Annotated in this window: 14 protein-coding genes; 2 read left to right on the top strand and 12 right to left on the bottom strand. The window is 42.9% G+C overall.

Translation table 11 applies throughout. The features are described 5' to 3' along the window. Window positions 1-14: 14 nt before the first annotated feature. Both ald and BLR82_RS19115 read right to left on the bottom strand, forming a co-directional pair. Entirely contained in the window at window positions 15-1,136 is a 1,122-nt protein-coding gene (gene ald / locus BLR82_RS19120; RefSeq protein ID WP_074601040.1) for an alanine dehydrogenase, read from the bottom strand. Window positions 1,137-1,202: 66 nt separating this feature from the next. Beyond that, window positions 1,203-1,970 carry an SDR family oxidoreductase gene (locus tag BLR82_RS19115; RefSeq protein WP_074601039.1) on the bottom strand — a complete coding sequence of 256 codons (768 nt, stop codon included), beginning with the start codon at window positions 1,968-1,970 and terminating at the stop codon, window positions 1,203-1,205. Between the two features lie 140 nt (window positions 1,971-2,110). On the opposite strand from BLR82_RS19115, the gene BLR82_RS19110 reads away from it, so the two are divergent. Continuing rightward, window positions 2,111-2,551 carry a universal stress protein gene (locus BLR82_RS19110; RefSeq protein WP_074601038.1) on the top strand — a complete coding sequence of 147 codons (441 nt, stop codon included), beginning with the start codon at window positions 2,111-2,113 and terminating at the stop codon, window positions 2,549-2,551. A gap of 44 nt (window positions 2,552-2,595) precedes the next feature. Here BLR82_RS19110 and BLR82_RS19105 read toward each other — a convergent pair whose 3' ends face one another. The 6 genes from BLR82_RS19105 to BLR82_RS19080 all read right to left on the bottom strand — a co-directional run bounded on the left by BLR82_RS19105 (window position 2,596) and on the right by BLR82_RS19080 (window position 8,099). Then, window positions 2,596-3,402 carry an EcsC family protein gene (locus BLR82_RS19105; RefSeq protein WP_074601037.1) on the bottom strand — a complete coding sequence of 269 codons (807 nt, stop codon included), beginning with the start codon at window positions 3,400-3,402 and terminating at the stop codon, window positions 2,596-2,598. 381 nt (window positions 3,403-3,783) lie between these two features. Next, window positions 3,784-4,968 carry an acetate kinase gene (locus BLR82_RS19100; RefSeq protein ID WP_074601085.1) on the bottom strand — a complete coding sequence of 395 codons (1,185 nt, stop codon included), beginning with the start codon at window positions 4,966-4,968 and terminating at the stop codon, window positions 3,784-3,786. Between the two features lie 143 nt (window positions 4,969-5,111). Next, complete coding sequence (locus BLR82_RS19095; RefSeq protein WP_074601036.1) at window positions 5,112-6,098, bottom strand: class I SAM-dependent methyltransferase; 987 nt, start codon at window positions 6,096-6,098, stop codon at window positions 5,112-5,114. Window positions 6,099-6,323: 225 nt separating this feature from the next. After that, window positions 6,324-6,824, bottom strand: coding sequence for a thiol peroxidase (gene tpx, locus BLR82_RS19090; protein WP_074601035.1), 501 nt, complete (start codon window positions 6,822-6,824; stop codon window positions 6,324-6,326). Between the two features lie 87 nt (window positions 6,825-6,911). Further along, complete coding sequence (gene ytfJ / locus BLR82_RS19085) at window positions 6,912-7,454, bottom strand: GerW family sporulation protein (protein WP_074601034.1); 543 nt, start codon at window positions 7,452-7,454, stop codon at window positions 6,912-6,914. A gap of 15 nt (window positions 7,455-7,469) precedes the next feature. Beyond that, the gene (locus BLR82_RS19080) at window positions 7,470-8,099 is read right to left on the bottom strand and encodes a DUF2953 domain-containing protein (protein ID WP_074601033.1); all 630 of its coding nucleotides are present in this window, start codon (window positions 8,097-8,099) and stop codon (window positions 7,470-7,472) included. A gap of 194 nt (window positions 8,100-8,293) precedes the next feature. On the opposite strand from BLR82_RS19080, the gene BLR82_RS19075 reads away from it, so the two are divergent. Further along, window positions 8,294-9,094 (top strand): NAD kinase, encoded by an 801-nt coding sequence (locus tag BLR82_RS19075; protein ID WP_074601032.1) that lies wholly within the window; start codon window positions 8,294-8,296, stop codon window positions 9,092-9,094. A gap of 91 nt (window positions 9,095-9,185) precedes the next feature. Here BLR82_RS19075 and BLR82_RS19070 read toward each other — a convergent pair whose 3' ends face one another. The 4 genes from BLR82_RS19070 to BLR82_RS19055 all read right to left on the bottom strand — a co-directional run bounded on the left by BLR82_RS19070 (window position 9,186) and on the right by BLR82_RS19055 (window position 14,300). After that, a complete protein-coding gene (locus tag BLR82_RS19070; RefSeq protein WP_074601031.1) occupies window positions 9,186-10,799 on the bottom strand; it encodes an amidohydrolase in 1,614 nt (537 codons plus the stop codon). A 172-nt stretch (window positions 10,800-10,971) separates the two neighbouring features. Then, window positions 10,972-11,166 (bottom strand): alpha/beta-type small acid-soluble spore protein, encoded by a 195-nt coding sequence (locus BLR82_RS19065; RefSeq protein ID WP_074601030.1) that lies wholly within the window; start codon window positions 11,164-11,166, stop codon window positions 10,972-10,974. 789 nt (window positions 11,167-11,955) lie between these two features. Beyond that, complete coding sequence (thiI, locus tag BLR82_RS19060; RefSeq protein ID WP_074601029.1) at window positions 11,956-13,155, bottom strand: tRNA uracil 4-sulfurtransferase ThiI; 1,200 nt, start codon at window positions 13,153-13,155, stop codon at window positions 11,956-11,958. Window positions 13,156-13,160: 5 nt separating this feature from the next. After that, window positions 13,161-14,300: a cysteine desulfurase family protein gene (locus BLR82_RS19055; RefSeq protein WP_074601028.1), complete on the bottom strand. Its 1,140-nt coding sequence runs from the start codon at window positions 14,298-14,300 to the stop codon at window positions 13,161-13,163. Window positions 14,301-14,380: the final 80 nt, after the last annotated feature.

Raw genomic sequence — 14,380 nt, 5'->3', positions numbered from 1 at the left:
ATTGATTTCTGCAATCAACTGTCTTGTAATATGCTGTCGACTTCAGCATAATCTAACTTATGGGCTTCAGCCACTGCTTTGTACGTAACAAAACCATCTAACGTATTGATTCCTTTCAAGAGCGCTTTGTTCTCTGTACAAGCCTTTCGATAACCCTTATTCGCCAATTGCAATGCATAAGGTACCGTAACATTCGTCAGACCGATTGTTGACGTACGCGGTACTGCTCCAGGCATATTGGCTACTGCATAATGCAGGACACCGTGCTTGTTATAGGTAGGATCATCATGGGTAGTTATTCGATCAGTTGTTTCAAAAATCCCTCCCTGATCGATGGCAACATCCACAATCACTGAACCCTCCCGCATCGATTTGATCATATCCTCGCTAACCAGCTTCGGTGCTTTGGCACCCGGAATCAGTACAGCCCCTATGACCAAATCAGATTCTTCCAGTGCTTCTGCGATATTCAACGGATTGGACATGAATGTATTAATGGTCGATCCAAAGATATCATCGAGCTGGCGAAGACGCTCAGGATTCAAGTCGATGATGGTGACATCGGCCCCCAGACCGACTGCTATTTTGGCAGCATTTGTTCCAACCACTCCACCGCCTATGATGGTCACTTTTCCTCTTCTCACTCCAGGAATCCCCGAAAGAAGCACACCTCTTCCGCCTTTTGGTTTTTCAAGAAATTGAGCTCCTATTTGAGAAGCCATACGTCCTGCTACCTCACTCATGGGGGTCAAAAGTGGTAACGAACCATTATCAAGCTGGACCGTCTCATAAGCAATCGATACTACTTTATTGTCAATCAACGCCTTGGTCAATTCCGGTTCCGGGGCCAAATGCAAATAGGTGAATAGGATTAGCCCTTCATAAAAGAACTTATACTCCTCTGAAAGCGGTTCCTTTACTTTCATGACCATCTCCTGTTGCCATGCTTCGCCGGCAGTAGAAACGATTTCTGCTCCAGCAGCAATGTACTGTTCATCGGTAAAACCCGAACCCAGACCGGCTCCTGTTTCCACGAACACTCGATGACCAGCACTTTCAAGCGTTACAACCCCTGCAGGCGTCATCGCCACACGATTTTCATTGTTTTTAATCTCTCTAGGTACTCCGATATTCATTTGTCATCCCTCCAAATAGTCTGTATTCCTTGCAGGATTTTTTGTTATGTATGGAAAGAACACCCTTCACCGATACCGGTGAATGACATCCAAACCGCCTGTGACTTCAAAAACAGAACCCGTGATCATGTCGGAGTCTTTCTCGCAAAGAAATAAAATGGACCTGGCAATATCCTCTCCCGTTCCGGATCTGCCTATCGGCGTCTTTTCATCAGGTATTTTACGACTTTCCTCAATACCTGCTTCCTTCATGGAACCAGTAATATTACCCGGGCATACCATATTAGAAGTAATTCCATACTCTGCTTCTTCATATGCAATGGATTTGGTTAAGGATACTAACCCAACCTTTGCTGCTGCAAAAGCCGAACGATATAGCCATCCAGCTGCTGTGTTGGCGCCCTGAAATCCGTAATTGATCACCCGGCCAAAGTTCTGCTCACGCATCCTTGGGATGGTGAGTTGTAATAAATGAAAAACAGAATCAAGATTCCCTTTCATCATAGCATTCCATTCTTCCTGTGAATAGTCCATTAATTTCTTTCTTTCAAATATGTAGGGGCCGGCATTGTTGATTAAATAATCAATTGTTCCATATTTCGCCATTGCTTGTGTTACTAGTCCTTGCAAATCTTGTTTGCAGGTTACATCCGCTTGAACAATTTGTAAAGGGTCCTCTTTATGTAACGCAGCCAATGCCTCTGCTTTCGTATCATCTTTCCAGTAGGTAGCTGTGACTTGGTGTCCGGCCTCCAAAAAAGCTTCTGTCACTTTTCTGCCCAACCCTTTTGTTCCAGCAGTTATCAGTGCATGTCCCACACTTTGCACCTCCATATCGATGAATCTTTTATCTAATCCATCTTTATCCTATCTTAATGTGAACAAAAATTCTATTTTCACGTATTTAGTGCTATCTATCTGTGAAGTTGCGACCATGGTATAATAGAATAAAGAAGTAGAAAGGAGTCTTTTCTATGGAGTTTGAATACAAGCATATTGTAGCAGCTGTCGATGGTTCAAAAGCTGCAGAACTCGCCTTTAACAAAGCAGTTGACATTGCTAAAAGGAACCACGCCCAGCTAATCCTCGCCCATGTCATTGATCATCGGACCTTCGCAACCGCTGAAGCTTATGATCGGTCATTGGCGGAACGGGCGGAGACTTATGCGAACGAACTGTTGAACGGCTATCGGGAAAAAGCTGAAAGAGCTGGTGTGAACAATATTGTTAGCGACATAGAATACGGATCTCCTAAAATCAAAATTGCCAAAGATATCGCCAAAAAACATGGTGCTGACTTGATTATCTGCGGTGCTACCGGTATGAATGCTGTGGAAAGGTTCCTTATCGGCAGTGTTTCCGAAAGTGTCACTCGTTATGCTTCGTGTGATGTTTTAGTAGTTAGAAGTGAATAATTAGCAATGGCCTATCCTCTGTAACCAGGGGATAGGATTTGACGTTACAGTAAGCACCTTTTCTGATAATACCGAAGTGAAAACTCCCCAACACGTTTTGCCAGTCGGTAGTTCCAGGCAGCTCCAGCCGCGATTCCAAGCAGCGGAATACCTTGAACGACTTTTTTTCTTACCTTCAAAATAAGTAACGATTTCACTGCCTGTTTTATCGGCTCGTGCAGCCATTTGTCGTCCACCAACTCATCATTTCCCTGATACATGTAATCTGAGGCAGATCTTGTTTCTGTAAGCAGGCTTTGCCATGCGTTCCATTGCATTCGTCGAGGCAGGGTCGCGGCTTGAAAAACCTTTAACGACAACATCATTTCAATCGGCCGACGAATTTCTCTTCCAAATCCCATTGCAATCAACTGGACAAGACGCAGATTCATAATCACCTGCAATGGAAAATCTGTTCCGAGCAACAGTACACCGCCTGTTCCTGCGGCACCTCCTTGTGCCATTGCATACAACCGCCCCTTTGCCATCTCCTGCGTAGAAATGTAAGAGGATTGTTCTATCGACAATGATTGCATGTCTTCAATAGAATTTATTTCCGGGAGAAAAATCCTTCCCTGGGCGATTAATCTTTCCCTTGCTTCCTTTTGTAGTGCCGAGCCTTGTAAATAGGCGTGTGAATGAAACAAAAGAGTATCAACCATGCGGAACCATTCTTGTTTACTGGACTGGTTCAACCTAATCATTGTCTGCTTTTCCAGTGCATCATAAATCCGTTCAAAATCATTGGCAGATTGCGCTTCAAGCTTGTTTTCCCAGCTGGAAATTTCCTTACCAATTGGATTAACAGCCACATGACCCCTTCTTCCCTGCTTTTTTTCTATCATATCACTAGGACAAGATTCAGCGCATTGTACGATATAAAATTTCTTAAAGCTCTCTAAAACTAAACTTCAGGATGGTGTTGTTCACGCTTTGTTGCTTAAAGTTTTTTAGCGAAGTGAAGGCGCTTATTAGGTGAGAAATCCCCCACCCAAGCGAAGGAAAGGTGCGCAGACTCAAATTGAAAAGTGCGGTTGAAGACTCGCTTTTAAAACGTCTAAATAGAGAGCCAATTCATCATTTGTAATAATAAAAAACCGAACGATGACTCGAATTCCAACCATTCGAACTCGTTCGGCTTTTACTTTGGCCGCTAGCTTTACCCAGCAGCTTCTACCTGAATATTTTTTTAATTAAGCAAGTCTCACAGTATCCCGTGCGATCATGACCTCTTCATTGGTAGGGATGACGATTACTTTAACTGGTGAATGCGGATAGTTGATGAACGCTTCTTTTCCGCGAATATTATTTAGAGAAGGATCCCAATAAACACCCATGAATTCAAGCCCTTTTAAGACACGTTCACGAATCTCCGTACTGTTCTCTCCTACGCCAGCAGTGAAGATAATCGCATCCACGCCATGCATTCTAGCAGCATAAGAACCCAAGTATTTGTGGATCCTTTCTGCGAATACTTCAAGAGCTAGTTCGGCACGCTCATCTTTATCGTTAGCCCGCTCCGTAATGTCCCGTAAATCACTGGAAAAGCCAGATAATGCAAGCATTCCGCTTTCTTTGTTCAGAACCGTCATAACTTCACTGGCTGTCTTTCCAGTTTTATCCATGATATAAGGGATCAAAGCTGGGTCAATGTTTCCAGACCTGGTACCCATTGTCACACCTGCTAAAGGAGTGAAGCCCATTGAAGTATCTATTGATTTCCCATTCTCAATGGCAGCGATACTTGCTCCATTACCCAAGTGGCAGGAAATTAGCCGCAACTGCTCAAGCGGTAATCCAAGCAGTTCAGCAGCACGCTGAGACACATATTTGTGAGAAGTACCATGGAAACCGTATTTCCTAATGCCATACTTTTCGTAATATTCATATGGAAGACTGTATAAATAAGATTGCTCCGGCATCGTCTGGTGAAAAGCTGTATCGAATACAGCAACGGCTGGTACATCCGGAAGAATTTCACGGAATGCACGGATTCCCGTAAGGTTTGCCGGGTTGTGCAACGGTGCAAGGTCCGAAACCTCTTCAATTTCTCTGATTACCTCGTCAGTAATTTTTACCGAATCACTGAAACGCTCGCCACCATGTACCACACGGTGACCGACACCCTCGATTTCATCCAGGGATTGAATAACCCCGGATGCAGTCAGCTTGTCCAACAGCATTTTGACTGCCTGTTCATGATTGGGAATATCCGTGGTTGTCTCGTCCTTCTCTCCTGCTGCCTCAATCGTGAAAACAGAGTTTTCGATGCCGATCCGTTCGACCAGGCCTTTCGCAATCACTGTTTCTTCTGGCATCTCGATCAATTGAAACTTCAGAGAGGAACTTCCTGCATTTATCGCTAATGTTTTGCTCACTATATTCAATCCTTTCATTCAAACGTCCTTATATACTCCCTTACTCATTTAAACACCGCTTTATCAAGTTTGCAATATCAAGGTTTTAATGATAACGCTTGCCTGTCAAAATCTTTATTTTCAAACTATTTTTCGGCAGTTTTTCAAGAAATGCCTTCTTGTTTGAACCATTGATTTATTTTCACGAGGATGTCGTTCATAGCCTGGACATTTTTAAACGATGGCAGCTTTGCCATTAATGCCTCTTTTGGAGCCTTGGTGTTCTGCCCCTTTTTTTGAAGCAAAAAGATGCTTTTCGCATTTTGTTCTGACTTGAATATGGATTCCGGCAATTGGACAATACCGAATATATGAGCATTTTTTTGCAGGAAAGCGTTCAATTTCGATGCCTGATCACTATCAAACAAAAAGTTCGGGATGATTAAAACCAGATAACCGCCTTCCTTTGTATACTTGATGCTTTGCTCGATCAATAAGTGATGAGCATAAGAATGCCCTTCATCCGCCTTAAGTTCAAAATCGTTGGCAACGATATCATCCGGATAGTAGCCCACCGGTAAATCGGAAACTATCAAGTCTGCAGGCTCCATTAAAAACGGCCGAAGACTGTCCTGATGAAACAGTTCCATGTCGATTTGTTGGAAATTGGCACTCATCAAAGCAATTCTAATTAATGTGACATCGACTTCACTTCCGAATGGCGCCGTTTGTTGCGGCAGCTGATTATGAACGGCGGTCAACAAGTTTCCTGTTCCACAAGCAGGGTCAAATAAACGTATTTGTTCCCTGCCTTTCATTAATTTATTTGCCAAATATCCTGCGAACATCGCAACGGTGTCAGGAGTAATTAAATGTTGCTGCTGTGTTGCACCATGCATCCCTTTCAACGTTGCCAATTGGATTGATTTTCTAATCTCCTCCCGGTCAAAAGAACTGATTACAAACTCGTTGGCTTTTTTACGTAAATGTTGCAGCGCAAATTCGTTGAGATCCTCTGTCGTTTCACCGGCAAAAAAGTATTCCAGCACAAAGGCCAGACTGTCTAAATACGGTTGTTCCGTCTGGCGTCCAACTTGCTCAGTAGTTTCATCCAAAAAGGTATATATTGTTTCCACATTATTGTGTTCCATTTTGCTTCCCCCATTCGTTTACACTCGTTAACCTATTATTTTAACAAAACCCAACTATTCAGAGAAAATATATGTTTATGTACCCCTTTCCTTAGCCATTCGGAAAGCCGCAAAAAGCCCCGAATGCCTGGTCGGCCGATTCCACACAAAGAACACAAAGTTCCTCATACGGAGCATCGGCGGACAAGACACTCGGGGCAAGTCCTGAATCACATTAGCAAAAAATTATTTCGTCTCTTTTACCGCAGCAAGGGCTTTTTCATAATCAGGATGGTTGGTTCCTTCGCTTACGTATTCTGTGTACGTTACCTTGCCTTCAGAATCGATGACAAAAACAGAACGTGCCAATAGGCGCAGTTCTTCCATCAACACCCCATATTGTTGGGCAAAGTCTGCATCTTTATGATCGGAAAAGATGTCGATGTGCTGGATATCATTCGCTTGTATCCAACGTTTTTGCGCAAACGGTAAATCCATGCTGACAGTCAACACTTTAACATTGCTCAGCTTTTCCGCTGCATCGTTAAAGCGTTGGGTCTGCTCAGCACATACTCCTGTGTCGACAGAGGGAACGACACTGATCAAACGCACTTGGCCGCTGTAATCAGATAAACGGACTTCATTCAAATCGTTATCAAGCACTTTAAAATCGGGTGCTGCGTCGCCAACTTTCACTTCGTCCCCTATAAGCGTCATCGGGGTACCTTTAAAGGTTACATTCGCCATTCTATCAGCCTCCATCATTTATTGTCGCTTCTTATTATGAAGGCATTGAAAAAGAATGTCTAACATAAAGGCCGAGCTACCCTGTTATCACTCGTCTTCACTTTCCTCCGAGTCCTCGTCATCGCTTTCCTCTTTGTTTTTCTTGTCTTTCCCTTTTTTGTCCTTCTTATCTTTTCCCGCTTTCTCGCCCTTTTCTTTCTCCTCTTTCCCGCTGCCCTTTTCCAGTTTTCCCAGGGAACCTTTCAGCATTTCCTGAATTTTATCCATTGCTTGCGGTGCGAAATCCAATAACTTCTCATAAAGATGGGTACTTTGATCGAGATGGATCATTTGCACACCCTTTTCATTGACAATCAAAAACGCTATCGGTGTGATCGATACACCTCCACCACTTCCTCCACCAAACGGCATCCCACTGCCGCCCTCAGAATCGGAGCTGTCTCCTCCACCCGACTGACCCTTGAATTCTGATCCTCCTGCTGCAAAGCCAAATCCAACGCGGGAAACGGTAATGATCATGCTGCCATCAGGAGATTCTACCGGATCTCCAATAATCGTATTGACATCGACCATATCTTTCAGATTCTCCATAGCAGTAGTCATTAAACCTTCAATTGGATGTTCACTCATTTATTATCGGCCTCCTTAAGTATTTACTGGTTCGTTCGCAGTCTTCAACGTTTTAGTTGAGAACTGTTTCATAATATGTCGAATGATGCGTATAGCTTTACCTAAACGGAAGGAAAAGATACATTCCGCTTTTGTATAAAGATATTCATGTTGAAACAATGGCTGGATATCGATTTCCTCCCTAGGCATTCGTTTGACGCGAGAATGCAGCCAAGCAACCAGACTATACTTAATTCCCCACCCAGTACCGGCTGCTATCCCTGTAGCTCTTGCATCCGCCAAGCCCAGCTTTGTTTTCCAAGACAACTGATGGACCGAAATTTCCGAAATGAATTCGAAAAGCAGAGGCAGAATGGACCGGTATGCCTTCAAATGACGCTTCCAATCCTGCCATTTCTGCTCCAATGGCTCGCCTTCTTCCCTTGCCGAAATCCCTGCCGAATGATACTGGTTCTCCCCTTCCGAAAACAGGGAAAGTTCTTTATGAAAAACACGAAAACCCAATATTTCCACCTGGATTTGGATATGGTCAGAACCGTTTTCGTATTGATAATCGAATATCAAGTAAACTCTTAGCCATAACAGAAGGATAATAATTAACAAGATAAGAAACAGAATGATACCTCCGAATAGAAGCCAACCCATACAAACACCTCCATTGTCACCAGTATTTTCAAAATGACAATGGATTAAACAAGATTTGCTCACTATGTTCCTGCTGGGCTTATGAAAAAAAGAATGATAACATAGTTATAAAGCGTTTACTCACAGAGTTGGATATTTCTGTGAAATTGGAAAACAGCTAACGATAACTTTACAGTCAGACAGGAGGAAGCATAATGGACAATCGCCGTAACCTTTATTTCTACTACCCAAAAGAAGAGAAACTTGAAAAAAATTTGCAGCCTTTATTCAAGCTTGCGGAAGAGAATGGATTTAATATTGTAGACAACTCAGACGATGCAAATATTATCATCAGTGTAGGAGGAGACGGTGCCTTTTTACAGGCCGTAAGAAAAACAGGTTTTCGTCAGGATTGTTTATATACAGGAATTGCCAAGTCTAATGAAGCAGGGTTGTATTGTGACTTTAACCTCGATAACTATGATGAAATGGTCAATTCAATTCTTCATGAGGAACTGGAGGTTCGCCGCTTCCCGGTCATCGATGTACAGGTAAATAACCAGGCACACTTTTTATGTCTCAATGAAGCAAGCATCCGATCAACATTGATTAAAACGATAGTGATGGATGTGTTTATCGATGACCAGCATTTTGAAACGTTCCGCGGAGATGGATTGATCGTGGCAACTCCTACTGGCAGTACAGGGTACAATAAATCTACCAACGGTGCCGTCGTCGATCCGAAAACACCATGTTTTCAAGTGACTGAACTGGCATCTTTGAACAACAACCGATACAGGACGCTAGGATCTTCTTTTATATTGGATAAGTCGAGGAAACTAACGTTGAAAGTTGTACAGGATGGCAATGATTATCCTATCATCGGATTTGACAATGAAGCATATTCGGTTCGTAACGTTCAAGATTTAACCGTCACACTAAGTGATAAAAAAGTCAAAACGGTAAAATTAAAGAACAATTCTTATTGGGATAGAGTGAAAAGAACCTTTTTATAAATCATTAAATTAGCAGGCTGTCGAATAAATACTCGACAGCCTGCTTTAATGTTTCTAATGCTCTTTCTGCATCCATTGCTTGTCCGTGCTTTTAATAGGTTTCGGCTTTCCAGTGATTTTTTTGGTAGACGACTGTCTCATCGACTACCGTCTTTTGTACTTGCAGTGTTGTTATCTGTTCAGGATCGATTGTAAAAGGATCCTGATCCAAAATGGTAAAGTCAGCATTATAGCCAGGTGCGATTTTTCCCTGACTGAGCTCATGACACGATGCATAGGCACTGCCATTAGTATATAACGAGATCGCCTCATACATGGACAATCGCTGTTCATGTTGATAACTGGCACCATCGACACTCGACTTTCTTAAAACAGCAGCTTCAATACCAAGCAGCGGATTGATACTCTCTATCGGTGCATCTGAACCGGCGGCACAAGGAATCTTACGCTCCAGGAAGGTTTTCCAGGCATATGCATGAGCCAACCGCTGGCTTCCTATCCGGTCAATAATCCAGGGGAAATCCGAGGCCACAAACGTCGGTTGAATATCAAGCACCACATCAAGCTCTGCTAATAAGTCCAGCAGACGATCATTTACGATTTGAGCATGAATAATCCTGTCCCGCCGTCCATTCCTTAGCGGGTATTTTCTCAGTGTTTCGGCAACTGCTTCGACTGCCTTGTCCCCAATCGCATGAACAGCAACCGGCATGCCATAGCCTCTCGCTTTTTGAACAAGTTCTTCAAGGTCCTCCATGCTATGAATATTGATTCCTGCATTTTCCGGATCATCGTCATATGGTTCTGAAAGCCAGGCTGTTCTGCCGCCAAGTGCTCCATCCGAAAAAATCTTCATCGCACCGATTTCAATGAATTCTGTACCTTTATGGTAATCTAATCCAGATGAGACCATATCGTCGATTACCTCATGGTGAACAAGCAAATGAGCGCGAAACTTCCGTTTGACTCCGTCAATCCCATTAGTGAATGCATGGTATGTTTTTAGAAAACCGCCATAATAATTTAAATCTTCTGTATGTCCGCCGACCAGACCATTACGGTGTAAATCATCGACTGCTGTTTGAACAATCGCAGTTAGATGCTCTTCGGACATTTCCGGTATGACATTCTTAATATATTCTTGTGCCGTATCAAGAAAATAACCGGTTGCCTTTCCGGAACTATTTCTAACAATGACACCGCCCTGCGGGTTTTCCGTCTTGTCGTTAATGCCCGCTTGCTCCATAGCCAACGAATTGGCCAGCAACGCATGCCGGCAAATACGGGTCAACATCATCGGATTTTGGGGACTGATCTCGTCCAGCTCATCCCTTTGAAGGATGACTGGATCTTTCCAGTGGTTTTCATTCCACCCCTCCCCGATTAACCATTCTCCAGGCTCGAGCTGGGACACACGACTGCGAAGGGCATCCTTTACCTCCTCTACAGATTTCATTGCAGATAAATCCAAATGAATTAACTTTTCGCCATGTCCGATAACATGTAAGTGGCTGTCAGTAAAACCAGGGAACATGGTATTACCTTGTAAATCCTGAACCTTATCTATTCTTCCACGATATTTTCTTTTTAAATCAGAAACAGATCCAGTATCAACTACTTTTCCGTCTTCTGTAAAAACGGCTTCCACAGTATCCATCTCAGCTATCATTGTATAAATGGTTCCGCCTTGCCAGATAGTTCCCATAAAACGTTTCCCCTTTTCTGATGATTCCTTTGTTGCTCAGTAAATATAAAAGTTCCCCAGGCCTCCAGGGAAGTTGTCGGAGTTTAATGAATTGTAAATTATTTTAACCGTTTTTAGAAAAAATGAAAAGGGTAGTGCTCGCACACTACCCTTTTTGCCATCATATATATTTTTAACCGCGGAATTGTTGTTGTGCCATCGATACCAAACGTTTAGTGATTTCTCCACCAACGGAACCGTTAGCACGGGAAGTTGTATCAGCGCCAAGTTGGACACCGAATTCTTGAGCAATTTCAGTTTTCATTTGGTTTAAAGCTTGTTCCACTCCAGGTACAAGAAGCTGGTTGCTGTTATTATTGTTAGCCATGTCTTCTCACCTCCTTCCCTGTATCCCTAGCATGCTCGGGAAGAAAGTGATTGATACAGTGAGATAACTGGGAGATATGACAGCTTTAACCAATTATTATAGAAACTACGACATAGTCTGAATGCTTCTTCCTAACTTCCTACTTTTATTGAGTGGGAGTACGCGCTGCGGGATCTCACCGAGGCCTTTCCTCCCGCAGGACAGGTGTTTTCGGTGGGACGAGTAATCGCAGTCCCAAGGAAAGCTGCGGCAGCGATGCATCGCACGAAGAAAATCGTATTGTATTTTCGAGGAGTCTTCGGGTTTTTCCTTCGCTAGGAGAAGCTTCCTGTTTATAAACGAGGGTACTAGACATTTTTTGGATTCACTTGGTACTCCATGAACCGTCTTATCAAAAGACAAAGCTGGGAAAACAAGCAGAAAGTCTAAGAAAAGGAGAAAAGACGGAACCACCACTGTCTTTTTATGAAAAGAAGAACCTATTTCCTGACAACCGTTTTTAAGACAGCTTGTTGAGTCTCAAGGAAAAAAGTTTCTACGCTTGCGACATTCAGCATGCTTCTTAGCGCAGGTAGCATACGCAGACTCCTGCGGGAACAGCGCGAGCTGAAGATCCACTTGGGAAAGCGGTTTTCTTTACCAAGTTAGCTTAAGCCGTGCCCGCGGAAAGCGAAGTATGCTACCGAAGCGTTAGTTAACACTCTTTTTGAATAGGCAATGGAACTTACCATCACAGTTACTGCGTAGTTCGAATCAACCACAACGGTTTAGGATGAATATAAAAGAGCTTTATAATAGAGCATCGAATTCTTCTTCTTTTGCCTGGGAATCGATGGTTACTACTTCCACGTTTTCCAAAGTTTCAGCTAACAAGTCACCAAAATCTTCTGCCTGTTCAAATTGGTTCACTTTTTCTTTACGCGGCATGGTCTTTGGTGCGTCCGGTACAAAAACGGTACAGCAATCTTCGTAAGGGCGAATCGATATATCGTAGGTATCGATTTTTTGAGAAACATCGATTATGTCCTCTTTGTCCATGGCGATTAGCGGACGCAATACCGGATAATTGGTCACTTCATTGATAGCATGCATGCTTTCCATCGTTTGACTGGCAACCTGCCCAAGACTCTCCCCAGTCGTTAACGACAAAATACCTTCCTTAGAAGCGATTTGTTCACTGATACGCATCATCATCCGGCGCATGACTGTCATGGAGTAGCCGTGTGGTATCGCTTGATGCACCTTTTGCTGCAGTTTGGTAAACGGTACGACATGTATGCGTATAGAATGACCATATTTCGTCAATTGCCGCGCCAGATCAAACACCTTTTGTTTCGCACGTTCACTCGTAAAAGGTGGAGAATGAAAATGAACAGCCTCCACTTGGACTCCTCGCTTCATGGTTAGATAACCTGCAACCGGACTGTCAATTCCTCCTGATAGCAGGAGTAGTGTTTTACCTGATGAACCGACCGGCAAGCCGCCTGCCGCTTGTATCTTTTGTGAAGTGATATACGTGCCGTCTTGCCGGATTTCTACTCTTAATTCCATATCGGGCTGATGTACATCCACTGTATATCCTTCTGTATTCTTCAGCAAATAACCGCCTAATACTTGGTTGAATTGCTGCGATCTTACAGGAAAATCTTTATCCGTCCGCTTTGTCGTTACTTTGAAAGTTTTAACTCCTTCTGCTTCTTGAAGAGCAAACAAAGCAGCCTTTTTAATCTGCTCTTCTTCATTGTTTACCTTTATTGCTTTGCTCAGACTGTGGATTCCAAATATTGTTCTGCAACGTTCAATAATCGGTTCCGGATCCTGACCATTTAGCAAAATGTACATCCGATCCCGCTGCCGCTTTACTTTGATATCTGGTATATCCTTTACTTTATTTTGAACGTTTTCTTGTAATTTCTGGGTGAAAATTTTCCGGTTTTTCCCTTTTAATGCAATTTCACCATATCGAATCAAAATATATTCATAATTCATAGTATCTACCCCATTAATTCGCTAAATTGATGCAGAACCTCGTCAAGCGCTTTGCAAAAGCCTTCGATTTCCTTCTGCTGATTATGATAAGAAAGACTGATACGCAATGCAGAACTGCTTATTGATTCAGGCATTCCGCAAGCAGCCAGTACAGAGCTGACATCTTCATTTTTAGATGAACAGGCTGACTTAGTCGAGATATAATATCCTTTTTCGCTTAAGGCATGAATTAGAACCTCTGGTTTATAACCCGGAACAGATAGATTAATGATGTGTGGTGCGTGTCCAGCTGGTGAATTGATTGAAACCTGTTTCATCTTATCCAGGCATGACCACAGTGTCTCTTTCATTTCCAAAAGGTGCTTTTTTTGCTTCTTTTGTTCTTCTAATATGAGACGAACAGCCTTCACCAGAGAAACAATCCCCGCAAGATTCTCTGTTCCAGAACGGATGGATTGCTCCTGTCCACCGCCATGCATTAATGGAAACAGATCGGTTCCCTTTTTTGAAAAAAGAAGTCCTGTCCCTTTCAATCCGTGTATTTTATGACCTGAAATCGTGCATAAATCAATGCCACTGTCAGATAACGATAACGGCACTTTCCCAAAGCCTTGCACATGATCCACATGAAAATGCAATTTTGGATATCGCTTGGCTATATTACCGATTTCTTCAATTGGTTGTACGGTCCCCAGTTCATTATTAACATGCATAATGCTGATTAAGATTGTTTCTTCGGTAATCGCAGCTTCCACTGCGGCAGGATCGATAAGACCTAAATGGTTTACTGGAAGATAGGTTATAGAAAAACCCAATTTTTCCAATCCTCTGCAGGCTTCGAGCACAGATGGATGCTCAATCTGGGAAGTGATAATATGCCTGCCTCTATTTTGATGGGCTAGTGCAGTTCCCTTTATAGCTGTATTGTTCCCTTCTGTACCGCCAGATGTGAAAACAATTTCTTCCTCTTTCACATTAAGCAATTCTGCTGCCTGCTGTCTGGCCCTCAACAAAAGCTTTTCAGCTTCTGCGCCAGTTCGATGGATCGATGAGGGATTTCCATAATACTTTTCCGAAACTTGGGTAAAACTATCGATAACTTCTGGATAAGGTTTTGTTGTAGCACTATTATCTAAATAAATCATGGAAACACCCCTCCCCTTTCATATTTATGCAATCATTTATAATACCATAATTAATCCCCTGCTACAAAATCTTGTCAGCA

Origin of the sequence: Sediminibacillus halophilus (genome assembly GCF_900103695.1) — a bacterium.
GTDB lineage: Bacteria > Bacillota > Bacilli > Bacillales > Amphibacillaceae > Sediminibacillus > Sediminibacillus halophilus.
The sequence above is the reverse complement of the archived record's forward strand: the minus strand, read 5'-3'. Positions and strand labels throughout refer to the sequence as shown.

Bases quoted from the DNA above. Each gene is read 5' to 3' on its own strand.
- ald (WP_074601040.1), bottom strand. From the start codon at position 1,136: ATGAATATCGGAGTACCTAGAGAGATTAAAAACAATGAAAATCGTGTG.
- BLR82_RS19115 (WP_074601039.1), bottom strand. From the start codon at position 1,970: ATGGAGGTGCAAAGTGTGGGACATGCACTGATAACTGCTGGAACAAAA.
- BLR82_RS19110 (WP_074601038.1), top strand. From the start codon at position 2,111: ATGGAGTTTGAATACAAGCATATTGTAGCAGCTGTCGATGGTTCAAAA.
- BLR82_RS19095 (WP_074601036.1), bottom strand. From the start codon at position 6,098: ATGGAACACAATAATGTGGAAACAATATATACCTTTTTGGATGAAACT.
- tpx (WP_074601035.1), bottom strand. From the start codon at position 6,824: ATGGCGAATGTAACCTTTAAAGGTACCCCGATGACGCTTATAGGGGAC.
- ytfJ (WP_074601034.1), bottom strand. From the start codon at position 7,454: ATGAGTGAACATCCAATTGAAGGTTTAATGACTACTGCTATGGAGAAT.
- BLR82_RS19080 (WP_074601033.1), bottom strand. From the start codon at position 8,099: ATGGGTTGGCTTCTATTCGGAGGTATCATTCTGTTTCTTATCTTGTTA.
- BLR82_RS19075 (WP_074601032.1), top strand. From the start codon at position 8,294: ATGGACAATCGCCGTAACCTTTATTTCTACTACCCAAAAGAAGAGAAA.
- BLR82_RS19070 (WP_074601031.1), bottom strand. From the start codon at position 10,799: ATGGGAACTATCTGGCAAGGCGGAACCATTTATACAATGATAGCTGAG.
- BLR82_RS19065 (WP_074601030.1), bottom strand. From the start codon at position 11,166: ATGGCTAACAATAATAACAGCAACCAGCTTCTTGTACCTGGAGTGGAA.
- thiI (WP_074601029.1), bottom strand. From the start codon at position 13,155: ATGAATTATGAATATATTTTGATTCGATATGGTGAAATTGCATTAAAA.
- BLR82_RS19055 (WP_074601028.1), bottom strand. From the start codon at position 14,300: ATGATTTATTTAGATAATAGTGCTACAACAAAACCTTATCCAGAAGTT.